Below are 26143 nucleotides of genomic sequence, written 5' to 3' on the forward strand. Positions count from 1 at the left end.
GTATATGTCCTTTAGGCGAATATCACTAACAGAAACAAACTTTCATTCATATAGTAAAACAGATAAGTATTTAATGGAGTGATCTGTATGAGTGAGAAGAGAAAAGAACCACAATTACCTGAAGTTATTAAAAAATCTTACAATGATTTCTTAAAGACCATTGACTCATTTTTTTACGATGCTTTTCAAAACATTCACAATAATGGTATGTTTCACTCACAAATCCCAGTTCAAACTTATGAAACAGATTCAGCATTTGTTATTGAAGCACAATTACCTGGTGTTAAAAAAGAACAAATTATATTAGATGTCTATCAAAGTCATGTGAAAATTGGCGTGAAACAAGAAGAGTTTATGGAAGAAACGAATGACGTAGACCAATATGTTAAACAACAGTATTCTTCACAAGTAAAAGAACGCGTCATCCCATTGCCATTCCCTGTAACACAAAAAGATGTAAAAGCAAGTTATCAAAATGGACTATTAACAATAAAAGTTCCGAATCGACGGCATGTGATCGATATTGAATAATGGTATGTAAATGGAGGGGTTAAAATGAATTTTCATAATGATTCACTTTTGGGTGTTCAAGGTTTTCCTTACTATCAACAGCAACCTAGCTATTTTCCTAATCCATATCAAAATTCTAATCCGTTCCATGGGGGGCTCTACTCGTCTCAAGTTTATCCATATCCCCACGCAAATTACAACTTACCTTTACAGCAAAACACGCAACAAAATATGCAGCAAAACATCCCAGTAAATCAAGGGCCAAACCATTTCGGTCCACAAAATCCGTACCGACCACAAGGGCCTGCCTTCTTTAATGCTTTTACAGGGCCAGATGGAAAATTTGATGTTTCGAAGACATTCCAAACTGTCGACCAAGTCGTAAAAACAGTAAATCAAATCTCGCCGCTTGTTAAGTCGGTCAGCTCATTCTTTACGACTACACCAAAAGTATAATTAAATCGAGGCTAACTCAGTATTGTCTTGGGTCCCGTGTTACGTATATTTAATTCGACACCATATCGGACTCATACAACTTCAGCGTAATTGGCAAGAAACCTTTAGACTGAGTTAGCTTCAAGATTTTATTACGTTGTTTTCTTTTTTATGCGTAAACCATAGGCTAAAGTTTGAGAAGAATTAATCAGGCGGAAGCCTTGGTTTTCATAATAATCGATTTTTAAATAACGACCGATCTCTTCTAGCGCCTTTTCGTCGAGTAAAACGTGAACCTTTTCAAATATAAATACTTCATCATCTACCGCTTGCTCATCCAGAGCAAGTTGAAACTCTAACATCGTACTTCACTCGTACGTATCAATCGCTAATACGCGAAGATAAATAGGGTCTACTTGAAATTCCAATTCTAAGCGTGCAATGGCTGCATCTGTAACAATTACCTTCATCTATCTACTCCCTCCTCACTATTTAATTTATCTTCTCATCTAATGCTGTATATATGTCTCGTTTTGAAAGTGCGAGATCGAACGCTAATAAAATAATGAATAAAAAATTAAGTTACATACGTTGAAAGACCTTCACGCTCTATAGTTAATTTTTCCAGAACTTCACCGATTAGAATAGACTGGTTATGATCTGATAATACAGCCTTTCGTTCCTGCTTATAATGGTCTAATTGTGAAATGTGGTGTAACTTTAATTGATTTACTTCGCTTAAAAACCATTCAATTAAAATATCTTCAAAATGACTTCGATACTTTTTTAAGTAACTATCTACGGGCAATCGTAACCGTTCTTCAATCTTTTCCCTCAACTGTAAATTTCCTTTTTCAACAAAAAAGGTTTTGCTGTTTTCATGAACTTTCATTTCTTCTTCAAGATCAGACACACGTAGTTGCGAAAAAGCTTCAATGTCTAGTTCTTTTATCGGGGTCACTTTGTATCGTAACAACGATAGACCGTCTCCTTGAATTATCTTTTCCACCATATGATTTTCAATGTCGCTTAGACTTTGGTTAATAAACACCTCTAGACGAAAGCTCGTCGCACGTAATTCTTGCACTAAGTCATGCGCTAAAAATTGAAGAACATTGTGTACCCCTAAATGTAATTGTTTCTGGAAATCAGCGTCTTCCTTAAATTGACTCGGGTTGATCAGTTCTTTAAATTCATCGAAGTAGCGATAAAACACTCTCTGTTTAACATAATAGATCAATTCATGGATTTCCTGACGAACAAGCTGCTCTTCGATGTTGAAGCTTGCCTCATTAATCTCATACTGTTTTTGAGCAACTACCTGACTAAGCTCCATGAGTTGCTGGCGTTTTGACGCTTCATCTTTATTTACATCCTTATACCATTTTTGTAAAGTATGATATAGCTGAGTAAGATCGCCATTTGCTCCTCGGATCGCGACATTCGTTAATTCACTTAACACGAATGAATAAAAAGAAGTTTCAAAATTAGTAATTCCCGAATATTCAAGAGCTTCTTCTCCTCGCTCTTCCGGTAAAAGTGCTTTGAATACAGCGTTTTCTTTAGGTGTAAGTATTCGGGCAGCCTTTATTTTTGCTAGAAGTGCAAGCTGACTTGAAATCGGATAAATTTGCGGAAAGCGAATTCCACACTGCAATAAATTTTTTTCAACATGAGAAGTGACCAGTGTCATTTCTTCTTCGTCTTGTGCTAAATCAGCGGCATTTATAACAAAGTACATTTTATCTGTTTCGAAGCAATTTTTAACCCGGCCTAGTTGAATGAGAAATTCTCGGTCACTCTTTGAAAACGCATGATTATAATAAGTCAGAAAAACGATCGCATCTGCATGCTTGATAAAGTTAAATGCAAGCTTTGTATGTCTAGTATGAACTGAATTTGCCCCTGGTGTATCGACTAGTGTAATACCTTGTTTGGCAATAGGCGAATTGTAATAAACATCAATTCGTTCAATAAAAGCTGCAAATCGTTCGGTAGCAACTAGCTTTCTATATTCTTCGTTCGTTACGTTACGTGTATTCCCTAGTTGGTCCTTAACTGTATCGTAACCCTCTACAATAAACGTTAAATATTGGAGTTGATTCGTGTGAATAAGTTCAAAAAGGTCAACTTTGCTCTCTTTTTCCTCTTTTTCTCCTTTATTGTCTTGGTCATGCTGTTTTGATTTTTCAACAACAGCTCTTTGCCTTTCTTCTAATAAGGGCTTCAGATCTTCTAAATTTTTAAGCGATTTAGCTATAACTTGAAGAATTTCATTAACTTCCCCTAGAACAACAGCCTCCTGTTTATAGAAAACATGAATGGTTCCGTGGGTATGCTCCTTTGTCGGCGGCAATATTCTATTGATCGTCGCTGTTGTTGGATGAGGTGATACAGGAAGGACGTTCGCACCAACTAATGCATTTGCAAACGAAGATTTTCCTGAACTAAAGGCTCCAAAAAGAGCAATCGTAAATGTCCTATCTTTTAAGCGGTTACTTTGGTCAATAAAGTTCTCAGCGACTCTTTGTAAACTAGGTAATTTTGCAACAATACTGCTTATATTTTCAAAGTGCTTCGCCGCTTTCCATCTTCTCTCCTTTTCATTAACCAACTGAAAAGAACGACCAGTACTAGTTCCACTGCCTAAGCGGCTTAAGTTGATACATTTTTTCTGTTCTCTTACCTCACTCGTTTCTTTAAATCTAAACGACTTGGAAACTGTTCCTTTTTTCTTGTCTGAATGATACTCGTCGCTTTGGTGAAGCGCTTTTAGCATACTCGTTAATTGCTGAACTTTTCCTTCAATATTTTGATTAATCTCATGAATACCTGTACATGACGCTATTTTTCTTTCTAACTCATCCCGCTTTCTAACCTGTGCTTTCGTTTGACTCGCTAATGTTCCGCTTAACGTTTCTAATGCCATTCCTAAAAGCATGTTTGCTTTTTTTCGATAATGACTTTTAACCTCATCCATCAAGGTTCTTGAAAAATTTAGTGCATATTCATGAGAAAATAAGGCCCCTCTTTTCTGTGATCGAGTAATGACATCTTCTTGCAACTGCCCAGAAAAATCATGAACGGCCTGACTGAGGCTATCTTCGCGTATCTCATAAGTTTTTAATAGTTTAAAAAACAAGTCTTTAAAATGAATATCAATATATGTCACTGCATTTTCTTTCAATTCTTGATACAAAGCATCTCGCCTTCGTTCTCTTTCTGCTTTTGTTTTTTTTGCAGAAAACAACCCTCTTACTTTGTAACCGATTTGTTCTGCCTCAAGGAAATCCCTTGCCAAATTCCGAGTATGGTATGGCATTAAGTTTGCGTTATTTAACAACGTATTAAACTGAAGTAAAAAGGCTTCCTCAAACTCCTCTAATACTTCTTTCGGTGGCTTTGTTTCCTTTTTTAGTTTCTGTAGTTCATTCTGTAAGTAAGGCTCATCTGTCAATTGATGCGGGAATAACAATTGTTCAAATTGTTGTAATTGGGTTTTGTACCATTTTTTCAACCATCGCTCATGTTCTAAAATAATTAAGTAAGCCTCTTTCCACACACTGACAGACAATAACTGCTGCCGATTATTAATAATAGACTCTAAATATCTTTTCAGTTTGTCTAGTTCATTGTATGGATAAATAACATCAGTAGCTGATGTAAAAAAGATAGCGTCATATGAAATCCCTTCATTTTCAATAGACAACACAGTATGGGCTTTAAACTCCTCAAAACTCATTTCAGATTCTTGATGTTTATCAATTTGATTAACAACCAAAGCAACTTTTTTATATCTTTGATTCATTTCTTTTAGAAATGCATAATTAATTTCGGATTGTATATGGTTATAATCCATCATATACACAACTGTGTCAGCAATGTGTAATGTCGATTCAGCTGCTACTCGATGTGCATCATCTGTAGAGTCAATTCCCGGTGTATCAAGGATGTATAAATTTTCAGGTAGACCGTGTCGATCATTAAAAATAGTCAATTCCGTTACATTGTTTCCATCTCGGCAATATTCTTGCACCACATCATTCTTATATGTTCCTTCAAATGATTTGACTGAAGCATCTGTATACTCAACGATTACCCTTGGAGACCCACTAACCATTTTTACAACATTGGCACTTGTTGGGATCGGGCTCGATGGTAATACATGTTCACCGAGTAATTCATTAATTAACGTTGACTTCCCCGCAGAAAAATGTCCACAGAAGGCAATTCCATACTCTTGTTTACGAAGTTTACTAGTCAGTTCATCCACTTTTGTATTTGTATGACCATCTTCTGTTATTATCCTTGTCATTTGTTCTAATGCTTGTATCAGTTCATCACGGTCGATCATAACGTTATTACACTGCAGCGAATTAGATAATTGCATGATACTCACTTCCATCACCAGATTGGTTCACTACAAAAATTTTAACTTATATCCTATAAAAAAGTCTAATAGAGGCTACTCTACAAGTAGCCTCTACGTTTTAGAATATTCAACGGTTTCGCCAAGACGATTTTCCGTTAGTAATTTATAAATCATTAAACCGAAGAAACCAATAACCGATAGATAGCCTAAATAGCTATAGAGTTGGGCAACACTCGTACTTTGAATAACTAAGCCGCCAACGAAAGCACCGATAATACCTGAAATCCCGAAAAACGTTGTAATAAACAAGACGTGACCAGTTGCTTGTAACTCTTCAGGCACTAACTTGGAAACAATTTGAAAAGCTGCAATATAAAAGATTCCGAATGTGAGTCCATGTAAAGCTTGTAAAATGAGCAAGGTTTCAGGAATGGTAGCAGCTCCCATAAGAAACCAACGCACACTGTATAAAACAGCAGAAATCATTAAGAACGTTAACGGATTAAACTTTCTGAACCAAAAAGCTGCGGCAAAGAAAACGATCGCTTCGGACACAACTCCGATAAACCACGCCCAACCGATTAAAGACTCTTTTCCACCTAATTCAGTAACGAATATTCCAAGGTACGTATCATTCGTACGGTGGGTAATCGAAATAAAAGTAATAATCAATAAAAACGTGAATAGACGTGGATTTGCTCCTATTTTAACAGCATTTAAGATCGTTACAGGTTTATTCGTCGCTTTAACATCGTCTATTGATAATACAAATATAAACGTAATAATAGCCATTACTAAAATAGGAAACATGATGTACTGGATGCCGACGAACGTTAAATAATAACCCGCAAGTAACGATGCTGTCGCAAAACCTAAAGAGCCCCACATTCGAATTCGCCCGAAACTAACTTTATGTTGAAGAGCCGTTTTCTGTGAAAGGCTGTCACCTAAAGCTGTTACAGGGGCTAAAAACAAAAATAATACAAACATCATGATCGTATAGCCAACGAGGTTATTCATCTGAAATAGTCCGATCGTCGCAACGAAAGTTCCGGCGACAACGATGATTAAAATTCGTTTAATCGTTTTAAATTTATCGCTCATAAAGCCCCAAAACGGCTGAGCAAAAATAGAAGCGAGCGGACCTACTGCTAAAAGAATTCCGAGCTCTTTTGCAGTCATTCCTTGATACCTAAAGTAAACCGGCATATAACTCATAACGATAGTCATGATTGAATAAGCAAAAAACAAATAAGCCATGAGCTTAAACACAGATCGTTTGGGTACCATATTCCTCTACACTCCTTTCATATACACGCAATATCTTACTTTAAGGCTCTTTTCACCAAGATTGTGGCTCCTTGCTTTTGGACTGGAAGCCAAGCGAATCCTTGGCTCTTCACGCTATGCGTGAAGCTTTTGAAAAAAAAGGTCCAAAAGCAACAAAGTTTACGAAAACAGCCTACTTTAAAGTAATTCTCTAAAATGAAACAGAGAAAACTCACCTTATAAAGGATAAAGGTTTTTTCTCGAATTTACTATAGTTTTAAAAATAATTAATATTTCACAAAAATAAAAAAGCCCCCAAATCCTTTAACAGATCACAGTTTGGGGGCAATTGTTAAATTTACATTAATCCATCTTGCTCAAATAAGTATCTGTAGGGAATATCAACAAATAAAAATAAATGATCATCAATCGGATATGAATACGTTCTAATCATTTCATCTTTTTCAATATCGGTATAAAGATCAGATAAAATCCCTTTTCGTTCGTAGTTCATCCGAACGATATTTTCTAGAAAATAAGGTCGCCAACTCCAGTTTTTAAAGCGGCTTCCTTCTAGTAAGTGCCATTTATCGTCTTCATCTTTAACAGCATTCCCAGATTGTTGATAACCATCATGGTCACATATGTATACACGAAACGAAATGTCGCTCAATTCCTTGGCGATTTGCAAGACAACCTCGTCATAGCTATCGAGTGCCTTCACTTTCTTGACCGAGTTTCTTATCAACTGTGAAAGCTTCTCTGTTAATGAAATTTGTGCCTCAATCTTTTTTCGTTCATAGTGGATAAAATGGTGGAATTCTTTTTTTAGTGAACTTTTACAAAAATCGATTTCTTGAAAAGTTGGTTTAGGTCTAGATAGGTAGTACCCTTGGTAATAGTGCCCGCCATTTCTCCAAGCATAGTTCAGCTGATTAAAACTTCCTATTCCTTCAAACATTAAGGTTGCCCCTATTTTTCTAGTAAGTAATGATAGAGAATAGAGGACATCACGATAGAGTTGTGGAAAAGCATCGCCTTCTAAAAACTCCAAATCTACTTTGACGATATTCGGTCTTAGCAACGCGATTTGGTCTAAGTTACTTCCTGTTTTACCGACATCATCAATAGCGATTTGAATTCCAAAACTTTGAATGTAAGTTAAGAGATGCTTTAAAGACGAAATATTGCCTTTAAAATCTTGCTCGGTAAATTCTATTACGATATTTGATAGTAAAAGTCCTTTTGATTCGTAGGATTTTAAACTTTTTATTAGATGGTCTCCATTATTTTCTAAAATTTCATTCATATCTACATTGATAAACAGCTTTGCCTCTACGTCAAGTTCTAATAGTTTTTCAATCGCAAGGTGACATACATGTTCATCAACTTCTTGACGATACTCCTCTGGGATCGATTGATCTTTAAAGAACCAGCCCAAGCTTTGTACACCGTCGTCAACTTGGATACGTGCTAATGCTTCATAACCAATGACTAACTGCGTATCTGCACTTACGATCGGTTGGAAATATGGAACAATTTTATCTTTATTCATAATGACATCTAATGCATCCAAATAATCACCTCCAAGTTTCAACAACAAGGACATCCATATTATAGCATACCACCTAAGGGTTAGAACTTGGATGCGACTCATCTTTATCTATAAATTTGACCATTTGCTCGGCTACTTCTTTCGGACGTTCTTCAGGTACTAAATGACCGGTTTCTTCAAATATCACGATATTCGCATTGGGTAAGTCCATCTGCAGCCTTTTTCCAATATAAAGCGGGATGACTGGATCATGTTTCCCCCATAGCAATAATACAGGTTGGTGAATTCTCTTTAGTTGCTCTGCTGTTAAATCACCTTCACGATGACGTAGCACCCGCATTAACGAGTGATAAAAACGTTCGTCTTTAAACGCTTTTGTATATTCACTAACATCCTGTTGACTGACGGTTTCTTTATTATAAACGACATAGGATAAAGCATCTTTATAATCTCTTTTAATAAAAAAACTCTTCACAAGTCTTGGAGCAAACGGAATGTATGAAGCATAACGGTACTGCCTTTTCGCCCGCTTTAAATAACCTGAGCTTGATAGTAAGACAACTTTTTTGACTCGTTCAGGCTTTATTTTAGCCATATATAAAGCAACTTGACCACCCATTGAGTGACCCGTAGCTATTACTTCTTCGATTTTTAAAATGGTCATAAGCGAAAGAATAAGATGTGCATAATTATGAAAAGAATAGAAAAAAGAATTTGACTTCTCACTTTTCCCGAACCCAGGTAAATCAATAGCTAGAACAGAATAATGTTTAGCTAAATACGGGATGAGGTGACGAAAACTATAAGTCGATGAAACAAAACCATGAATTAGTACGATAACTGGCTTCCCAACTTTTTGTTCCTGATAGTAATATTCATAATGCACTCTCACATTATCCACTAGTAACGTTTCGACCTTTTCAAGATAGTGCTGTGTCATCAGGAACCACCTCTCCCAATGTGTTTTTTACGTATAGGATGGCCTTTATTTTAGCAAACTATAACACACCTAACTGATGTATAGGAGGGATAAAATGAAAAATAACAATAAGCGAATTACAGTTGAACCACGTACAAAAGACTATGGATTAGAAGCAAAAATTGACTTAGAATACACGAAGGATTATGGAGACGGTTTTGCGATGGAAGATGTGAGCGATGATGATCACAGTGACCTCCATGTCGATCCAGGTCCATTAAAAGACCGCATAGGAGTTCAAAAAAGAAACTTATAGAGGAGAAGAGCTTAGGGGCTTCTTATTATTACATTAAAATGGAAGGCTGACTCAATTAACTATTACTGAATATAGTTTTCGATTTTTCAAATTTTTCACTTGCAAAACCATTATGATGAAATGAGTCAGCCTCTTTTAACATTTTTGTACCTTTACGACAACAATTATTGAGAAGTACTACTCTTCTTTCAGTGGTTCAATAATCTTCTGGATCGTATCTTCTTGTAGCGCAAATAATTTATCTTTTATGATAATGATATCAGAATATTCGTCAATCACATCTTGTGCTTCTTTCGCTTTCCTTAAATGTCCTGTACCTTCTTTCATGCAGTCTTTATAATTTTTTTCGCATTGATTAATGGCTGGCATATCGGTTTCTTCTATACTGGGGTCAATACAAAATTCAAACATATCAATGACTTTATCCCGTTCACTTTTTGGATCAATTACATGCGGTGCAGTTCCGTCAAGAATAGCGATCTTTAAATCTTCAATAATGATCATATCGACACTTGAGGGATCGAAGCCACAAAGGAAGTATGTTACATCCATCCCGCGTTGAAGGGCTTCTGTCGCTACCTTACGCATTAACGTTGATTTACCGCTTCCAGATCGACCTTTTATTATATATCTCGTTTTTATATCTGCTGTTAGCTCTTCAATAAAATGAACGGCCCCTTTTGGTGTAGCTGCACCGAAGAAAATTTGTTCTTTACTACCCACTTTCTTTTTCCCTTTTCTAGATTGAAAAATAGCCCGTTTCAGTTTATCGGTCACTTCGTTCGCTTTATTAAAGTCCATTGCAGACAAATAAATTTGCTCTTTCATTTCATGGTGTTCTTTAGCTTGCGAAAACCGTTCATAGGCAAGTTGGATTTGGTAGTCGCGCTCATGCTCTAACTGCTTGATTTGTTTAAGGAATTGGTCTGCCTTTTGGTTATCCATGGCTTTGTTAAAGTTAATAGATATAACTGTTTGCTCTGCAAAGTTCGTGTTGATATTCTTTAACATATCATAGGATACAACAGCTAATTTCAAATCTTGAATTCGTAAACCTTCAACATAATCGTTGTTACTTGGGCTGTGGAAATATTCAACCGAATACTTGTTTTCCTTCAGTGCCTGACCAATCTTCTCAAGTGTCTCATGGCTTTGTTTCATTGAGAGACCTTTTAATATAAACATACATTCAAACTGCTGAGCTAGTTCAGGTAAAACAGAAAAATATCCGACTCTCGTATGTCCACTAACATAAAACCTTCGATCCATTTTCATAAATAAACCCCACCCTAAGATTTTTTGAAAGGTGATAATACCGTTTCAAACATGAGATTATCATTATCCAAATTTTACATTGTGTAGTGCGTTGTTTTATTAGTAAAATATAGACATTAACCTATTTTAAACCTATGCAAAATTATTTAATTGGTGACAAAAATCGCACTATAAAAAGGTTGTTTAATGATGACTACATATCGTACGTTTATAAAATTATTATTAAGAAATTATATTATTGGATCACTCGTCTCAGTCTTCGGTGTAGGAACGGTTTTGATGTTTACCACGATTGCTCTAACTAGAGATGACATTCCGTACCTTCTATTTGTTGTTTTTGTTTCATTCCTTATAATGCTAGCTTGTGAATTTATTAGTTTTGAACGACACATTCGTCCAATTCGTATTGCTTTAATAAAGGATGCTCCTTCTTTAGAAGAACTTAAAAAAGCCTATATACAAACACATAAATTTCCTAAACTCACAGGGATTCGTATTTTAGGTCCTCATTTATTAGGACTCTCAATCCCAGCAATTGCAATTACACACTTTTTAATAGCTAATCAATACCTTGAAATTCCGTTTGAATATATTTTCTATGGATGTGCTGCTGCGGTTTTAATCGCAAGTATCCATGCGATGCTTGAATACTTCCAAACCTCTTCGGCCATTATTCCTGTGCTAGAAGAGCTTCGAAACAAAGGTAAAATATTCCATGATATTGAATTGTCACTTGAAGGGCAAGTCCTTGTTTCCATCCGGACGAAATTCCAGCTAAGCGCTCTTCTCATTGGTGCCCTACCTCTCATGTTGTTTAGCTTGGCTACTTTTGTTCGTTTTTCAGACCACTCGAATTTTTTTATGGGACAATACTGGCTTTGGGCAGCCATTATATTGACCTTAGGAATTGCCTTATCGTTATACGGTGCATGGTTGTTGTTTTCTACAGTTATGAGCCCCATCCAACATTTGCGTAATAATATGAAGCAAGTAGAGTCTGGGAACTTTACGATTAAGGCTAGCGATACCTATTCAGACGAGTTCTCTAATTTAATTAATGGATTTAACCATATGGTCAGAGGGTTAAACGATCGCCAAAAGCTCAATGAACAATTGTTAGAAAGCTTTTTTGCAACTTTAGCCGCCGCACTTGATGCACGAGATCACTACACGGCAGGGCATTCCCTTCGTGTCGCTCACTATTCAATTGAAATAGGGAAGAAGGCGAACCTTTCTGAGAAAGAGCTTCTATTGCTAAAAAAGACAGCACTCCTTCATGATATCGGTAAAATTGGTATTCCTGATCGTGTATTATTAAAGGCTGGTAAGTTAACAGAGGATGAATTTCGGATCATCCAGCAACATTCTGTTTTAGGGGAGGAAATCTTAAAGCAGGTTCAACCATCTGAAATGATGAAACCATTTTTACCTGGAGTTCGTTCTCATCATGAGCGGGTTGATGGAAAAGGTTATCCGGATCAATTAATAGGAGAAGAAATTCCCATATTAGGACGAATTATTGCTGTTGCTGATGCCTTTGATGCTATGACTTCAGATCGACCATATCGAAAAGGAATGCCCCCGCAAAAAGCACTTGCTATATTAAAAAGTGGACGAGGAACACAATGGGAGTCAGAGTTTGTTGATCATATAGCGGAATGGTTAGAAGAACAAAATTATTCCATTAACAAAGAAGAATACAGAAAAAGCCCCATAAAAACAGGCTAGCTCCATTTTTGAGCCAGCCTGTTTATCATTTTGATAGATCATATGGTGTTTCTTGATATACGTAATAATTGAGCCAGTTTGAAAATAATAAATTAGAATGAGCTCGCCAACGCAATAACGGTTTTTCTTCCGCATCATCATTCGGAAAATAGTTAATCGGCATTTCTATACTGAGTCCTTTATTTACATCTCTTTCGTATTCATCTTGCAACGTCGTACAGTCATATTCAGAATGTCCAGACACAAATATCTGCTTTCCATTTCTTGAAGCAACGATATATACGCCAGCTTCGGTTGACTCACTAAGTATTTCCAAATCGGGTACCTTTTCAATATCTTCCTTTTTCACTTCAGTATGGCGCGAATGAGGCGCTAGAAAGACATCATCAAAGCCCCTTAGCAATTTAATGTTGGATTCATTTTTTACATTATGAGGAAACACACCGAACATCTTTTTCTTAAGTGGATATTTTGGCACCCCATAATGGTAATACAGCCCTGCTTGTGCCCCCCAACAAATATGTAATGTTGAAGTCACATTGGAGATCGTCCATTCCATAATTTGTTTTAACTCATCCCAATAATTAACCTCTTCAAAAACTAACTTCTCAATAGGGGCCCCTGTAATAATCATACCGTCAAACTTTTGATTTTTAATATCTTCAAATGTTTTATAAAAAGAAGATAGGTGTTCTTCCGACGTATTTTTTGATTTATGTGTATCTGGATGTATAAATACTACATCTACTTGCAGAGGGGTATTACCTAACAAACGAAGTAATTGAGTTTCGGTTACTTCTTTAATCGGCATCAAATTTAAAATAACAATTTTTAATGGACGAATATCTTGCTTATACGCCCTGCTTTCATCCATGACAAAGATATTTTCATTTGATAAAATTTCTTTTGCTGGTAAATGATCTGGAACTCTAATTGGCATTTTTCTAACTCCTTTTTGACAGGATAAATCTTAGGTAAAACAACCATCCTAAACATAAATAAACATTAGGAGGAATTATATAATGATTGGACCTGTTATTCGCAAAGTAGTCAAGCTTATCCTGATAAAACAGGGAATTAAACTTCTTAATGGATTTCTTAATAAAAAACTAAAAAAAATGATGTAAAAACTTTACCCTTTTAATTTATTAAATTATCATGAATTTATATAATTCGCAATTGTTATTTTGTTTAGGTTTAAGTTGGGTGCTTATTTCTCTAGATTTTAGGCACCATTTATTGTAGGGCCTAAGGCTATTTTAGTAAACTTTGTTGCTTTTGGACCATTTTTCAACCCTTGAGTGAAAAGCCAAACTTCCGCTTGACTACGGTCCAAAAGCAAGGAGCAACACCCTTTGAGAAAAGAGCCTAACTTACTTATTACATAATACAGTCTAGTTAATTAATATCGAGGTGGATCGAATGAAAGTCCGATTAGAATGGAACTATCAAATTCCAAAAAGTAAAAAAACATATTTGCTTACAACCGACTTTATGAGTATTCAAGATATTCTCTATATGACAAGGGATATTGAAAAAACCGGAAGAGTGAAACAGTTACAATTTTTCGATCAAATGGAATCCGAATGGACTAAAAAAGAATTAGAAAAACTATTAGAAAAAGAAGCTGAAGAACCACAGCAAATTAGAGCCTATTTTGATGGAGGTTATGACAAGTCAACAAAAACAGCCGGGCTAGGCATCGTCATTTATTATGAAAAAGGTGGACAAAAATTTCGTATCCGAAAAAATGAACGGATAGAAGAAATAGAATCGAACAATGAAGCTGAATACGCTGCTCTATGGAACGTACTGTTACAGCTAGAAGAACTCGAAGTGCACCATACAGAACTCACGATAAAAGGTGACTCATTAGTCGTCATTAATCAATTAACAAACGAATGGCCTTGTTACGAGGAAGATTTAGAGCGCTGGTTAGAACGGATAGAGAAAAAAACAAAACAACTAGGCTTCAAAGTAAACTATCAATCGGTAACGAGAAAAGAAAATCGGGAAGCTGATCAACTCGCTTCCCAAGCTCTAAACGAAATATTTATTTCTAGTCATTCTAATTTAAATGATGGAGAAAGCTAATTTACTCTAATTAAAAAGGAGACAGCTCTCGAGTAATAATAACTGTAGGGTTGTCTTCTAGCGAGAATTCTTCCCCACTTTCAAGAAATCTTACATAAGGGCGGTGAAGATGAGTCTCGATCTTTGTGACAATGGCTTCATTACCTGTATTTAGCTCTACTTTCATCCCTGGTAAATATGAAGGAACGCTTTTAAACAATGCATCTACAATTCGATGGGAGTAGACCTTATCCGACTTCGTCATAAGCATCTCAATTGCCGTATAAGGACTTATCCCCTCTTTAGAGATAAGATGTTCGTACTCATTAGCAATCGCACACACTTGGGCAAACTCCAATATTTCATTTCCACTAATCCTTCTAGGAAAACCCTGTCCACGAAAACACTCATGGTGTTGGTAGGCAATATGAGCACAAGCTAGGTTCACTTCCCGCACATTTCGAATTAAATTAAATCCTTTAATAGGATGTTCCTCATAATCATCAGTTATTGCTTTGCCAATATCATGAACTAAACACCCAAAAGCCAGATCCTTAAGCTGCAGTTCATTGTATTGGAGAAACTTCCCCATTTGCAGTGCAATTAACGTTACATTGACACAATGTGCTTGTTCTTGTACATCATCTGCTGCAGAAGTAGAAGGAGCTAACATGATTACTCGACGACTTCTTACTTCAGTTATTAACTTTTTTACCGTATTCTGAATATCTCGGAATGGCAGCAATTTTTTATCTTTAACCGCTTTATACGCAGAATGTACTGATCTGATTGCATCAATCCATGTAGGCATATCTACCATTTCATCCAATGTAATTCCAGTTGAAACCGCATCTTCTATAACCAAATACCTAATCTTTAAGCTTTGTAGTTTTTCTAAGTATTTTGGATGAATTCGATGACCGGCCCCGAGTAAAACTCTCCCCTTAACATCATAGATCGGCTTGGCAAGTTCCATTGTTTTATGATTGTATTCTTCTATCTGTATAAGACGCAATACCCTTCACTCTCTTTACAATTATGTAATACTTTTATTTTAACATAATTTTCTTAATATAAAGGGGCCTTATCTGCTCTTTTTGTGAATTTTTGTTACTAATTGTTCTGCAAAATAATTATCAAGCCTTGTTATCCCTAGTGGTTCTGGAACTCTACCATAATCTTCATGATGAAAGTCAGAACCCCCGGTTTTTAGCAGTGATATATTATGCTTTTCCTCAATCTGTTGAACAAGTTGCTCATAATGTTTACGATCTTCTGTGGTATGATCTCGGTGATATACTTCGACTCCATCTAAACCATAGTCCACAACAAGTGTTTCAATCCAATCATCCAAATCATAGTACACGGGGTGAGCAATGATTGAAACTCCATTCATTCGTTTAATCCAATTCAAGGCTTCTTCGGGTGCCATCTCTTTTTCTTTTGGTACATAGCAGGGGCGTCCTTCTGCTAAATATTTTTCAAAGGCTTCCGCAACGTCGTTCACGTATCCTCTCTTAATTAATGCCTTTGCTACGTGTGGTCTTCCAATACTTCCCCCATCCACAAACTCCAGAACATCTTCAGCTGTTACATCAAGACCAACATCTTTTAATTTCACTAAAATGACATCAAGCCTTTTCCTTCTCATCTCTTGTTGGCCCTTTAACATCTCACATAATTCCTCATTATTGTAGTCTAGACCATAACCAAGAATATGAACGCTTTTCCCATTATATTTTGTTGAAAATTCTATTCCTGGAATAACAGTTATCCCTAACTTTCGGCCGGTTTCAATGGCTTCTTTCACTCCTGAAGTTGTATCGTGATCTGTTAACGCAATGTATTCAAGACCTACTTCTTTGCATTTTTGTAAAAGCACTTCTGGTCGATAGCCACCATCCGATGCGGTTGAATGCATATGTAAATCCGTATTATTATGATTTTTTTTCATCCAATCAGTCCTTTTCGATGTTCAACAGTGTTATCCTATTATAATCAACATACCAGATCACTTGTCCTGTTCGCAAATGATCGGTATAGATAAATTCATAGTTTTCATTTAACGGTACCAAAAAAGCTACTTCACCACGAACAGTGCGACCTGGGGCAATCTGACCACCTAAAATTCCCTTTGTTTCATAGTGATGGTCATGCTTATAGGCAAAACCTTCATCATCGACTATCGTCAGTTTATGTATGGTAAATTCATGAATTTGTTCTTTTTTATTGGTAATGCTCACATCAGTAATAATATATCCATATTCCTCATCAGATGGTTCAAGTTTTACTTCATTTAATCGAAACCCTATTCCATTGATTTCCACATAATCCCCAATTTCTAACCGGTCACTTATTGTTTCAATTGATTCAAAATTTACTATTGTAGACCCAGCATAGTTTGTCCCTGCCCAAAAACCGACAACACCAAATAATATCGAACTTAGTGCTAATAATAAAATATATTTCTGTTTAATCATGATTAACTCCCTTTTATACAATTGGTTTTATCTATAACCATTGAAATATTATGTTAAGGAAGCTTCTTTCATGCATATGTTTTAAGACATTTATGTGAAAGGCTGTTTTCTTAAACTTTGTTGCTATTGAACCGTTTTTTGAATATAAATCAGCCCTAATGGAAAAATTCATTTATCCATCTGGCTGATTTATATTCAAAAGCTTCACGCTAAAGCGTGAAGAACCAAGCTCATGTGAAAAAAACACCGGTTAAGAAGTAAATAGTTCCTTAACAGGTGGTCAATGCGATCAGCTATCTATTTATTTTCCCACCAGTTATCGAACAAGGTTACTGGTAAATTCCGTTTATGTTCAGTCATCATATAACGTTTTTCGATTTTTTCTTTAATGTCGGATGGTACTTCTTTTCCTTCTAAATAATCATCTAACTGTTCATAAGTCATACCGAGTGCTACTTCGTCTGGTAATGCTGGTCGATTTTCCTCTAAATCTGCAGTTGGTGCTTTTTCATATAAACGAGATGGACACCCTAATTCTTTTAACAACGCTTTTCCTTGACGTTTTGTTAATCCAAACAATGGGGCAATGTCACAGGCACCATCCCCATGCTTCGTATAAAACCCAGTAACTGCTTCAGCTGCATGATCTGTCCCTACGACTAAACATTGATAATGTGCTCCAAGGTCATATTGAACTTTCATTCGTTCCCTTGCCTTTGTATTTCCTTTATTAAAATCTGATAACGTTTGACCAGTTGCTTCTGTGAATGATAAATAAGCTGCATCAACTGCTGGTTTTATATTTACTGTCTCTCTTTGTGAAGGTTGAATAAAATCAAGTGCATCCTGTGCATCCTGTTCGTCTAATTGGACCGCATAAGGAAGTCGTACGGCTATGAACATATATTGGCCAAATTCAGTTTCATTGTTTAATTCATCAATTGCCATCTGAACGAGTTTCCCTGTTAACGTTGAATCCTGCCCGCCTGAAATACCAAGTACATACCCTTTTGCTTGAGTATGTAGTAAGTACCTTTTAAGAAAATCGATTCTTCGTCTAATCTCTACACTTGGATCGATTTCAGGTTGCACCTGTAAAGCTTGCCTAATTTGCTGTTGCATTTTTTCCAATTCTATTACCCCCAATTACATTTCCAACCTACTATTAATTTACCCGTTTTCAGTTATGACAAACGAGTTCTCCACCCTACATATACATGATATTTTAATCTTTGTCAGCTCTTTTGTTAGAAAATTTTTCATTTTAATTTTAACATGAAAAAGCAGATATTGCCTTTTCACAATACCTGCTTCTCCATTGAACTAATAATTGCCGCGCTCACGGTCTTCTTGTTCATCTTTAATTTCTGCTTCAAAAGCATGAATACTTTCACGACGACGGTCATTTTTTTGCTCAATGGCTTGTCTTTCAGCCCCATCCATATCACTTTGCGCTAAAGTCTCTTCAGCTGCTTCGATGTTTTGGAGTGTATTTTCTCGCATTTGTTGCAATCGTTCTACATTGTTTTTACGGTTATCTGGTTTAGCCACGGAAATGCCTCCTTAAGATTTGTTCAAATCTATTTTGCTGCTGGAGGTTCCTTTATATTCTGCTTAGAAATTTACTCCACTTCCTTTTTTTCACGCTCATAAACTGCATGCCAATCCGGTAAATGTTTTCTGATGGAAATAGGGCGAAAGGATTCTTTCTTAACACAAACATGTTCACTCGTCCCCGTTACACATTGAACCCCATCCCCATTTACAATGTTATATCCATAAACGACTCTGATTCCATCATAGCGTTCTATCCACGTTTCAATTGTCACGGTATCCCCATATCTAGCTGGATATTTATAGCCTAAATTAATCGCAGTAACAGGAGACAGTATTCCGTCGCTTTCCATTTCGGCATAATTAAAACCTAGTTCTTTTATTAAATGAGTTCGACCTACCTCACACCATACGACGTAATTAGAATGATGAACAACTCCCATTTGGTCCGTTTCTTTATAACGAACTTCAATTTCAGTAACTGATTTTTTCATTTTCGAAACTCCTTTTTAGAGGTTAAAGATTTTATTCGCCCTTAATACCCAGATTTTTTAATTATCCTTCGTGTGTTGAATAACAAAATCGTCTTTCGTTAATATCATCAGGTCCTCTGGTTGAATTTCATTTTCTTTTAATTGACAAATTCGTTGCGCTTGTTCACGGATGGCTAATTCAACTAAGTTCACAGCATAACGACCATTACTTGTTATTGTAATTTTTTGAATTTCTTTTTCGACATGATTAATGGCTGCTTCATCTAGTTGATAACCATATTCTAATGCATACATCGTTACCATGCGTAGGATTTCTTCTTTTGAATAATCATCAAAATGAATATACTTTTTAAATCTCGACTCTAATCCTGGATTTTGCGCAATCAAACGCTTCATTTCATTCGGATAGCCGGCTAAGATCACGACTAAATTTTCATTATGTCTCGTCATTTCTTCAACTAATGTATCAATAGCTTCTCGACCAAAGTCTTTTTCTCCGCCAGCAGCTAATGAATAAGCTTCATCAATAAAGAGGACACCGCCCAAGGCTTCTCGAATTTTTTTCTTCGTTTTAATTGCGGTTTGTCCCATATAGCCAGCCACAAGATCTGTTCGACCAGCGACGATGACATGGCCACGTTTTAATAAACCCATTTCCTTTAATAATTTTGAGAATAGTTTAGCCACTGTCGTTTTACCCGTTCCTGGGTTACCTGTAAATATAGAATGAAGCTGAACCGGTATGACACGCATGTTCTTTTCTGCTCTTAATTGTTGAACACGCACTAATGAACTGAGGGCTTGTACTTCCCGCTTTACTTCATCTAATCCAATTAAGCGAGACAGTTGTTCCAATGCACTCTCTTCGTTTTCTTCAACAGTACGTTGGTCGGCTTTAACATCTTTTCCGTCAAGCACCGTAAGTTGGTCAATTGTTAATGACTTCGCCGTATCGACCTGCGATCCTTTTTTAAAAATGGCATCAAGTACGATATTTTTCACTGTTCGTGCGTTACCGAATGTTTCATCTACTTGTTCTGTTTCGATCCGCTTTCTTAACTCTCTCAACCCTTCCATTGAGATGACAAAATCATTATCTAGTGCCATTCTTTCACCAATTAATAACAACTCATCAATAGAATAGTCGGGTAAATGAATGTGATTCGGCTCCGGGAATCGACTTCTAAGACCTGGATTCGCCCATAAAAATTGTCGCATTTCTTCTGGATATCCTGCTAATATAACGGCAAATTTCCCTGCATATTCGCTGCTCGACATCGCTGAAACTAACGTGTCAATCACAGCTTGACCATAGTCATTGCTTCCGGCACCTTCACGTTTTAAACTATAAGCTTCATCAATAAACAGAATGCCACCGAGTGCTTTTTCAATCATGTTTATTGTATTCTCTTCCGTTTGTCCTACAAACCCACCAACAAGCTGAGAACGATCGACCTCAAGCACTTCTTCTCGCGGCAAGACCCCAAGTTCATAATAAATTTTTGCAAGAAGTCGAGCTAACATCGTTTTGCCGGTTCCGGGATTCCCTGTAATGATCATATTTAAACTTAAGTCATCTTGAATGCGAAACCCCTCTTCTTTCCGGCGGCGTTGATATTGAAGAAAATGATACAGTCCTGTAACACGTTCCTTCACGTCTTTTAAACCGATCATTTGATTTAACGTTTTTAACGATTGCGGGTATTGGTCTGTTGAAATCATCTTTGCATTGTCTTTTTGAATTGCTTCTTGCCAAGCTTTTTTGGACTCCTCTATCGCTTTTATCGACGCTCTAATTTCCTTTAACTGTGACGCAGAATAAAAAATACCTGTTGCAGACTCCTGATAAGCTTCAGTCGCTTTTGCAATAGCTAACATCGGCTCATGTAAATCTGAAATGATCTTTTCAAGTTGATTTACTTTTTCAATTTGTTTATTGTTTTGATTTATTTCAGCTGACTGTTTGGCTTGATTAAGAATAGAATGAACTTCCGAAGCTTTCGAAAAGAATTGGTTTGCAATCTGGAAATAATCTTGAGCGATTTTTTTCTTGGAAGCCCCATGGTCTGTTTCCCGAATTTGCGGTAATTTTTCTGGGATAATATCTATTTCTAATTGTGAGATTAACCGGTCTGTATACATTTGATTAGCTAATGGTTGGTTCGGTTCCATAGTCAATGCTTCGTCTAGCCACTTTTTTAGTAGCGGGTCATCTAGACTATACCGTTCACTTCTTTTTAGTGCCAATAAGCTTAAAACAGCAGCACGAAGTCTATGAGATGCAGGTTCCGTTCGATCCTCTAAAATAGTAAGATAGCGCAGGGCTAAAGCTTCTTGTACAAATTCTTCAGGTGCCTCGAGCCATACTCGGACGTCCTTTTGAATTTCGTCGATTGATACTCTTAGTTCGTTCATCAAGATGTTCACCTCTATGTCCAACTTATTTCTTTATTTTACCATCACCTGTTTTTCCTGAATATCCTCTTTTTGTTTCTTTGCTTTTACATAGGTTCCTATATAAACCCCTGACAGAACGAAAGCAGCTCCAACTCCATGGGCTATTGTAAAAGTTTCACCTAGAAACAACGTCGCCATAATAACAGCTGAAACAGGCATAACATTGATAAAGATAGATGCCTTAGCAGCACCGACTTTTTGTATACCTTGGTAGTACATAATAAAACTAATGACTGTAACAAATATACTCATATGAAGAAGAGAAGCCCAAACCCCAATTGAAGCGCTTTGCACTTGGTCCCATGTTAGTTCATATAGTGCGAATGGTAATAAAAAGAGGGTTCCGAAAAATACAGCGTACGTCGTTGATACAATGGCACTAAATTTTCCAAGGACAACTTTTCCTAATACACTATAGAGTGCCCAGCTTATAACGGCTCCTAATAAAATAAAATCAATTGGCTCAAAACCTAGTTTTACTAAACCTAAGAGATGACCATTTGAAATAATAATGGCAACACCGAACAATGCCACACTCATTCCTATAATGTGACGCTTTGTAATTGTTTCTTTTAAAAATAATCCTGATAATAACACAATCAATACCGGGTTTGATGCAATAAAAAGTGAACTTTTAATAACAGGTGCATGCTTACTAGCTAAAAAGAAACAAATATTATAGATCGCTATACCGGTTAAGCCTAATAACGCAAACATTCCCCAGTCTTTTTTTGTAGGCTTCGGACGATTCTTCTCCATCACCCACATAATTGGAAACAATAATATTGTCGCTCCTAAGAAACGAAAAAAGGCAACCGTAGCAGGTTCAAAGCTCTCTACCGCTACCTTTCCAGCAATAAATGCACTCCCCCAAATACTCGTTGCCACCGCTAACATAATGTACGTTATAATAGGTGTTTTTTGTTTTTCCATTGTATTCCCTCAATTTCACGATTATTTTCTTTATTGTAACACCTTTTTCGGAAAACGAAATATGTGAAGTTGTCGGATTTAAAGAAAAGCGGAAGGCGCCTGCCTATCGGCGACAAGCGATGGAGGACCAGCAATAAGTGGCTTGCTCTTTAGACACTTTTGATGGACCGAAGCGACCTCGAGCCGATGGCGCCTGGAGCTAGACATCTTCGAAAAGCGGAAGACGCCTGCTTATCGGAGACAAGCGCTGGAGGGCCAGCAATAAGTGGCTTGCTCTTTAGACACTTTTGATGGACCGAAGCGACCTCGAGCCGATGGCGCCTGGAGCTAGACATCTTCGAAAAGCGGAAGACGCCTGCTTATCGGCGACAAGCGCTGGAGGGCCAGCAATAAGTGGCTTGCTCTTTAGACACTTTTGATGGACCGAAGCGACCTCGAGCCGATGGCGTCTGGAGCTGGACATCTTCGAATTTTATAATTCTTCCTTATAAAAAAATTAATACAAGATACGGTGTGTTTCCCCTTTATATGAAAAACTAAAAAAGAGGGAACTATTATCGTTCCCCCAACACCGTTCCTAATGGCAATAGACCCCTTCTTCAAGAAAGCCTCTCATGTATCCGCCAATTACTTCCTCATTTTCATCTAAAAATTCAATCGGATGATTCGGATCCCATTCTGTATCAGCACTAATTACGTTGATAAACGTATTGTTTTCTACTCGTGTTTCACTTGTGTCCCCTTCAAAATAAATGGTCACTCGGTCTACACCTAGCGGCTCACGAATATGCCCAATTGTCACATACGTGTATGGCTGATCGTCTTGAAGCCATGGACCATTTCGCACAATAAACGTACGAATTTTATGATCCATTTCACTAATTGGAATACCACCGATCATTAAGTTACTATCATTAACTTTATAATAATCTTCGCCCTCTTGATATAAAAGGTCTGCTGCCAATCGATCGTAGTCAATATGATAAACAACCGCGACAAAACCATCAAGAAGTTTACGTTCAACCAATACTTCGATCTCGCCATCTTGACTTGATTGAATGGCTTCTAACGGATTAACAAACGCCTCTTCCCCAATCCAACCTTGGCTTGATGGCTGCGTGCTAAGTAAAAGTCCTATTAATGTCACTATCACAAAAGAAGTAGACACAACCGTAATCCTAATTACTCCCTTACCTTTCATAATTTCAACTATTAACAGAAAAAGCAGTGCTCCAGCACCGACTAAAAGGCTTGTTGACAACCAATTAAACGAGAAAGAAAGCGGGACCAATGAACCGACATGATCACCAACCATCCACTGATATAACAAGGAAGGGTCAGTCGACTGAAGCGTTCTGGCGACTTCATGCGGCGGGACTCTTTCAGTCATAATAGCTGTAATTACAAAAATCATTAGACCGACAATACTTTCTGCTTTTAAAGTTCGCTTAAAGCGCGAGATACCAACTTTTTGTAGCCTTACTCTTAATAAAAAGCCATGGACTACCCCATACACTACGATTGGAATAATTAAGATATGCTTTAAAAGCAATAACTGCCCATAAGAAAGCACCCAAGAGTTCACATATTCTGGAACAATAATTGTCATTAATAATAATCCCGATAAAATTAACATACTTACCGCACCTAGTGCGACAGGAGAAAACCAACGAATAAACGAGGACCATTTGTGTAAATTATCATCATTGGCAAACCAACTAACAATGAGAATTGTACCCATCCAAATCGTTGCCGCAATAAAGTGCATGCCATTATACAAAAAGCCGCCAGCCTCATCTAAAGAAGCGGCATGACTAGCCCAACTCGATGAAACTGTATACGCAAGAACGAGTATAAAAAACAGGCTTTTTGACATTACGGTTCGCGTCTGCTCAACGATAAAATAGCTAACACTTACGAGTATAGCCAAAATCATTGTAACCATCCATGCTTGCCCGATTTTATAGCCAAGCACAACTTGTGTGAAGGTTGACAAGAATGGCGCTTCATACTGTATGTGAATAAAATACGATACTGATACTACCGGTACGATACTTAACAAGGGGATTAAACCAATGCTTCCATAAACGAAACGGCTTTTCACAAAAAACGAAGGTCTCCATTGACTCGGTATAACTAATAGTAAAGCTATACCTAGCAAAAATGAAAATAAAACATACATTAAAGCCTGACTCACTTCAACCATTTATAATCCCCCCTTCCACTTATTTACGGCGACGTATAAGAACTACAGCTCCGATCACTACAACCAAACCAATTAGGATAAATAAAATAATATTTGTCGCTTCTTCAGTGTCTTCTTCTATGATTTCTTCACTCTCAACTAGTTCTTCGTCAATTATTTCTTCTTCTGTAACTTCTTCATTAATCTGTGGAACATCTTCATCATTTGCTTCAGGAACCTCTTCGTTCACGACTTCTGGCTGAGGCGCATCAACTGTAAATGAAATCGTACCTTCAGTTGTGTGTCCATCACTTCCTAACGCCGTCCAATGTATTGTATAATCACCACTGTAAACCAACTCATCAAGTAACACCACTAAAGCTCGTTCTTCAACATACTGATCACGAATTGGAACGTTTACTCCGTCCTCATCAACAAGTTCGATCGACGTATGTTCTTCAATGCCCGCATCAAACTGTAATAAAATTTCTTTTAGTGGTTCATTCACTACCTCTCCCTCACTAGGTGTCGATGAACCGACATATGAATGCCCCAACACTTGTAAAGGCATTAATAAGCAAAAAACAATTAATAAACCAACAAATTTTTTCATTACTACTTTCACTCCTATAAAACCAAGTATTCACCTATGTATTATACATTATATATTAACAATGTGAACTAATTGTGAAAAGTAAAAAGTTTTTTCAGCTATTTTCTTTAAATAAAACACCTGTCTCGTTATAATTGGTTAAGTTACTATTAGAGCATGATCAACGCTCTTTACCTAAACCACACTATACTAGCAACGAGGAGAGTTTAATGTTTAAAAAAATTGGGGCAGTTACTCTTTATATTATCATTGGGTATTTACTATACATTTATGGAGATCAATTAATCGGCTGGCTAAATACGTATGCTAGAAATTATCTATTATTAACGATGATTGTTGCTACTTTATTATCTTTATTTCCCATTATCCCATACCCTATTATTGGCGGAATCGTGGGTGCCGCTTTCGGCCCAGCTTTAGGAGCCTTTGTCATTTGGGTAGGCTCATCTGCAGCTTCTATTATTATGTTTTTGGTCGTTCGTTTTAGTTTTCAGGATTGGGGTAACGCCATCTTGCGTAACTACAAGCCTTTAGAAAAAGTTACCGTTTTGTTTGAGCGAAATGCATTTTTTGCCTTATTTTTAAGTCGACTTATACCATTTATTCCTTCAATCATCGTAAACGTCTATGCCGCTTTGAGCAGGGTTTCATTTATTAACTATGCCGTTGCATCCTCCCTAGGAAAGATGCCATCCATGATGTTATTTGCCATCGTTGGAAATACACTAGTAACCAACCCGCGGGACCTGGTTCTTATCTTCTTCTTTTATCTAGTATTTGTAGGAATTGTTTTCGTCAGCTACAAACTTTGGAAAAAACGTGTCTTACATCTCAATGAGTCATAAAAAAAGAGGCTGGGACAAAACCCAGTAAATAAAAAATAGAGTGGCACTCACCCTAATGAGATGGGGTGAGTGCCACTCTTTATTTTTTTTAGATTTAACTGGTTTTTGAATTCAAATAAGGATACCATCT

At 36.8% G+C, this 26143-nt stretch carries 23 protein-coding genes; 6 read left to right on the forward strand and 17 right to left on the reverse strand.

What is annotated here, in order from left to right; genetic code table 11:
• The first annotated feature begins 87 nt into the window (after window positions 1–87).
• Both ACNSTQ_RS16205 and ACNSTQ_RS16210 read left to right on the forward strand, forming a co-directional pair.
• On the forward strand, window positions 88–531 hold the full coding sequence (locus ACNSTQ_RS16205; RefSeq protein ID WP_418200856.1) for an Hsp20/alpha crystallin family protein: 444 nt from the start codon (window positions 88–90) through the stop codon (window positions 529–531).
• Window positions 532–555: 24 nt separating this feature from the next.
• Entirely contained in the window at window positions 556–966 is a 411-nt protein-coding gene (locus ACNSTQ_RS16210) for a YppG family protein (RefSeq protein ID WP_418200857.1), read from the forward strand.
• A 131-nt stretch (window positions 967–1097) separates the two neighbouring features.
• Here ACNSTQ_RS16210 and ACNSTQ_RS16215 read toward each other — a convergent pair whose 3' ends face one another.
• From ACNSTQ_RS16215 to ACNSTQ_RS16235, 5 genes are all read right to left on the reverse strand, one after another.
• Window positions 1098–1307 carry a hypothetical protein gene (locus tag ACNSTQ_RS16215; RefSeq protein ID WP_418200858.1) on the reverse strand — a complete coding sequence of 70 codons (210 nt, stop codon included), beginning with the start codon at window positions 1305–1307 and terminating at the stop codon, window positions 1098–1100.
• A 215-nt stretch (window positions 1308–1522) separates the two neighbouring features.
• Window positions 1523–5335: a DUF2913 family protein gene (locus tag ACNSTQ_RS16220; protein WP_418200859.1), complete on the reverse strand. Its 3813-nt coding sequence runs from the start codon at window positions 5333–5335 to the stop codon at window positions 1523–1525.
• A 93-nt stretch (window positions 5336–5428) separates the two neighbouring features.
• Complete coding sequence (locus ACNSTQ_RS16225; RefSeq protein WP_418200860.1) at window positions 5429–6607, reverse strand: MFS transporter; 1179 nt, start codon at window positions 6605–6607, stop codon at window positions 5429–5431.
• 337 nt (window positions 6608–6944) lie between these two features.
• Window positions 6945–8162, reverse strand: a complete 1218-nt coding sequence (locus ACNSTQ_RS16230) for an EAL-associated domain-containing protein (protein WP_418200861.1) — start codon at window positions 8160–8162, stop codon at window positions 6945–6947.
• 52 nt (window positions 8163–8214) lie between these two features.
• Complete coding sequence (locus ACNSTQ_RS16235) at window positions 8215–9081, reverse strand: alpha/beta fold hydrolase (RefSeq protein WP_418200862.1); 867 nt, start codon at window positions 9079–9081, stop codon at window positions 8215–8217.
• Between the two features lie 94 nt (window positions 9082–9175).
• Here ACNSTQ_RS16235 and ACNSTQ_RS16240 point away from each other — a divergent pair, with 94 nt between their 5' ends.
• Window positions 9176–9376: a hypothetical protein gene (locus ACNSTQ_RS16240; protein WP_418200863.1), complete on the forward strand. Its 201-nt coding sequence runs from the start codon at window positions 9176–9178 to the stop codon at window positions 9374–9376.
• 177 nt (window positions 9377–9553) lie between these two features.
• On the opposite strand, the gene ACNSTQ_RS16245 is transcribed toward ACNSTQ_RS16240, so the two are convergent.
• A complete protein-coding gene (locus ACNSTQ_RS16245) occupies window positions 9554–10651 on the reverse strand; it encodes a hypothetical protein (RefSeq protein WP_418200864.1) in 1098 nt (365 codons plus the stop codon).
• Window positions 10652–10840: 189 nt separating this feature from the next.
• Here ACNSTQ_RS16245 and ACNSTQ_RS16250 point away from each other — a divergent pair, with 189 nt between their 5' ends.
• Window positions 10841–12379 (forward strand): HD domain-containing phosphohydrolase, encoded by a 1539-nt coding sequence (locus tag ACNSTQ_RS16250; RefSeq protein WP_418200865.1) that lies wholly within the window; start codon window positions 10841–10843, stop codon window positions 12377–12379.
• Window positions 12380–12404: 25 nt separating this feature from the next.
• Here ACNSTQ_RS16250 and metA read toward each other — a convergent pair whose 3' ends face one another.
• Complete coding sequence (metA, locus tag ACNSTQ_RS16255) at window positions 12405–13319, reverse strand: homoserine O-acetyltransferase MetA (protein WP_418200866.1); 915 nt, start codon at window positions 13317–13319, stop codon at window positions 12405–12407.
• A gap of 482 nt (window positions 13320–13801) precedes the next feature.
• On the opposite strand from metA, the gene ACNSTQ_RS16260 reads away from it, so the two are divergent.
• Window positions 13802–14473, forward strand: a complete 672-nt coding sequence (locus tag ACNSTQ_RS16260) for a reverse transcriptase-like protein (RefSeq protein WP_418200867.1) — start codon at window positions 13802–13804, stop codon at window positions 14471–14473.
• A 10-nt stretch (window positions 14474–14483) separates the two neighbouring features.
• Here the strand turns inward: ACNSTQ_RS16260 and ACNSTQ_RS16265 are convergent, their stop codons facing one another.
• From ACNSTQ_RS16265 to ACNSTQ_RS16310, 10 genes are all read right to left on the reverse strand, one after another.
• Window positions 14484–15467, reverse strand: coding sequence for an HD-GYP domain-containing protein (locus ACNSTQ_RS16265; protein WP_418200868.1), 984 nt, complete (start codon window positions 15465–15467; stop codon window positions 14484–14486).
• 69 nt (window positions 15468–15536) lie between these two features.
• Window positions 15537–16406 carry a PHP domain-containing protein gene (locus ACNSTQ_RS16270; RefSeq protein WP_418200869.1) on the reverse strand — a complete coding sequence of 290 codons (870 nt, stop codon included), beginning with the start codon at window positions 16404–16406 and terminating at the stop codon, window positions 15537–15539.
• A gap of 4 nt (window positions 16407–16410) precedes the next feature.
• Window positions 16411–16932, reverse strand: a complete 522-nt coding sequence (locus tag ACNSTQ_RS16275; RefSeq protein WP_418200870.1) for a DUF4352 domain-containing protein — start codon at window positions 16930–16932, stop codon at window positions 16411–16413.
• Between the two features lie 297 nt (window positions 16933–17229).
• Window positions 17230–18054, reverse strand: a complete 825-nt coding sequence (gene nadE, locus ACNSTQ_RS16280) for an ammonia-dependent NAD(+) synthetase (RefSeq protein ID WP_418200882.1) — start codon at window positions 18052–18054, stop codon at window positions 17230–17232.
• A gap of 201 nt (window positions 18055–18255) precedes the next feature.
• On the reverse strand, window positions 18256–18483 hold the full coding sequence (gene tlp, locus ACNSTQ_RS16285) for a small acid-soluble spore protein Tlp (RefSeq protein WP_418200871.1): 228 nt from the start codon (window positions 18481–18483) through the stop codon (window positions 18256–18258).
• A 71-nt stretch (window positions 18484–18554) separates the two neighbouring features.
• A complete protein-coding gene (locus tag ACNSTQ_RS16290; protein ID WP_418200872.1) occupies window positions 18555–18980 on the reverse strand; it encodes an acyl-CoA thioesterase in 426 nt (141 codons plus the stop codon).
• Window positions 18981–19037: 57 nt separating this feature from the next.
• The gene (locus tag ACNSTQ_RS16295) at window positions 19038–21395 is read right to left on the reverse strand and encodes an AAA family ATPase (protein WP_418200873.1); all 2358 of its coding nucleotides are present in this window, start codon (window positions 21393–21395) and stop codon (window positions 19038–19040) included.
• 33 nt (window positions 21396–21428) lie between these two features.
• The gene (locus ACNSTQ_RS16300) at window positions 21429–22370 is read right to left on the reverse strand and encodes a DMT family transporter (protein WP_418200874.1); all 942 of its coding nucleotides are present in this window, start codon (window positions 22368–22370) and stop codon (window positions 21429–21431) included.
• A 577-nt stretch (window positions 22371–22947) separates the two neighbouring features.
• Window positions 22948–24576 (reverse strand): copper resistance D family protein, encoded by a 1629-nt coding sequence (locus ACNSTQ_RS16305; RefSeq protein WP_418200875.1) that lies wholly within the window; start codon window positions 24574–24576, stop codon window positions 22948–22950.
• Between the two features lie 19 nt (window positions 24577–24595).
• A complete protein-coding gene (locus ACNSTQ_RS16310) occupies window positions 24596–25168 on the reverse strand; it encodes a copper resistance CopC family protein (RefSeq protein ID WP_418200876.1) in 573 nt (190 codons plus the stop codon).
• A gap of 209 nt (window positions 25169–25377) precedes the next feature.
• Here ACNSTQ_RS16310 and ACNSTQ_RS16315 point away from each other — a divergent pair, with 209 nt between their 5' ends.
• Entirely contained in the window at window positions 25378–26013 is a 636-nt protein-coding gene (locus ACNSTQ_RS16315) for a TVP38/TMEM64 family protein (RefSeq protein ID WP_418200877.1), read from the forward strand.
• The last annotated feature ends 130 nt before the right edge of the window (window positions 26014–26143 follow it).

This window comes from Alkalihalobacterium sp. APHAB7 (genome assembly GCF_048323755.1).
Lineage (GTDB): Bacteria > Bacillota > Bacilli > Bacillales > Bacillaceae_F > Alkalihalobacterium.

Bases quoted from the DNA above. Each gene is read 5' to 3' on its own strand.
- ACNSTQ_RS16295 (WP_418200873.1), bottom strand. From the start codon at position 21,395: ATGAACGAACTAAGAGTATCAATCGACGAAATTCAAAAGGACGTCCGA.
- ACNSTQ_RS16245 (WP_418200864.1), bottom strand. From the start codon at position 10,651: ATGAAAATGGATCGAAGGTTTTATGTTAGTGGACATACGAGAGTCGGA.
- ACNSTQ_RS16235 (WP_418200862.1), bottom strand. From the start codon at position 9,081: ATGACACAGCACTATCTTGAAAAGGTCGAAACGTTACTAGTGGATAAT.
- ACNSTQ_RS16290 (WP_418200872.1), bottom strand. From the start codon at position 18,980: ATGAAAAAATCAGTTACTGAAATTGAAGTTCGTTATAAAGAAACGGAC.
- ACNSTQ_RS16220 (WP_418200859.1), bottom strand. From the start codon at position 5,335: ATGCAATTATCTAATTCGCTGCAGTGTAATAACGTTATGATCGACCGT.
- ACNSTQ_RS16250 (WP_418200865.1), top strand. From the start codon at position 10,841: ATGACTACATATCGTACGTTTATAAAATTATTATTAAGAAATTATATT.
- metA (WP_418200866.1), bottom strand. From the start codon at position 13,319: ATGCCAATTAGAGTTCCAGATCATTTACCAGCAAAAGAAATTTTATCA.
- ACNSTQ_RS16260 (WP_418200867.1), top strand. From the start codon at position 13,802: ATGAAAGTCCGATTAGAATGGAACTATCAAATTCCAAAAAGTAAAAAA.
- ACNSTQ_RS16270 (WP_418200869.1), bottom strand. From the start codon at position 16,406: ATGAAAAAAAATCATAATAATACGGATTTACATATGCATTCAACCGCA.
- ACNSTQ_RS16205 (WP_418200856.1), top strand. From the start codon at position 88: ATGAGTGAGAAGAGAAAAGAACCACAATTACCTGAAGTTATTAAAAAA.
- ACNSTQ_RS16310 (WP_418200876.1), bottom strand. From the start codon at position 25,168: ATGAAAAAATTTGTTGGTTTATTAATTGTTTTTTGCTTATTAATGCCT.
- ACNSTQ_RS16210 (WP_418200857.1), top strand. From the start codon at position 556: ATGAATTTTCATAATGATTCACTTTTGGGTGTTCAAGGTTTTCCTTAC.
- ACNSTQ_RS16305 (WP_418200875.1), bottom strand. From the start codon at position 24,576: ATGGTTGAAGTGAGTCAGGCTTTAATGTATGTTTTATTTTCATTTTTG.
- ACNSTQ_RS16240 (WP_418200863.1), top strand. From the start codon at position 9,176: ATGAAAAATAACAATAAGCGAATTACAGTTGAACCACGTACAAAAGAC.
- ACNSTQ_RS16215 (WP_418200858.1), bottom strand. From the start codon at position 1,307: ATGTTAGAGTTTCAACTTGCTCTGGATGAGCAAGCGGTAGATGATGAA.
- ACNSTQ_RS16315 (WP_418200877.1), top strand. From the start codon at position 25,378: ATGTTTAAAAAAATTGGGGCAGTTACTCTTTATATTATCATTGGGTAT.
- ACNSTQ_RS16225 (WP_418200860.1), bottom strand. From the start codon at position 6,607: ATGGTACCCAAACGATCTGTGTTTAAGCTCATGGCTTATTTGTTTTTT.
- nadE (WP_418200882.1), bottom strand. From the start codon at position 18,054: ATGCAACAGCAAATTAGGCAAGCTTTACAGGTGCAACCTGAAATCGAT.
- ACNSTQ_RS16300 (WP_418200874.1), bottom strand. From the start codon at position 22,370: ATGGAAAAACAAAAAACACCTATTATAACGTACATTATGTTAGCGGTG.
- ACNSTQ_RS16275 (WP_418200870.1), bottom strand. From the start codon at position 16,932: ATGATTAAACAGAAATATATTTTATTATTAGCACTAAGTTCGATATTA.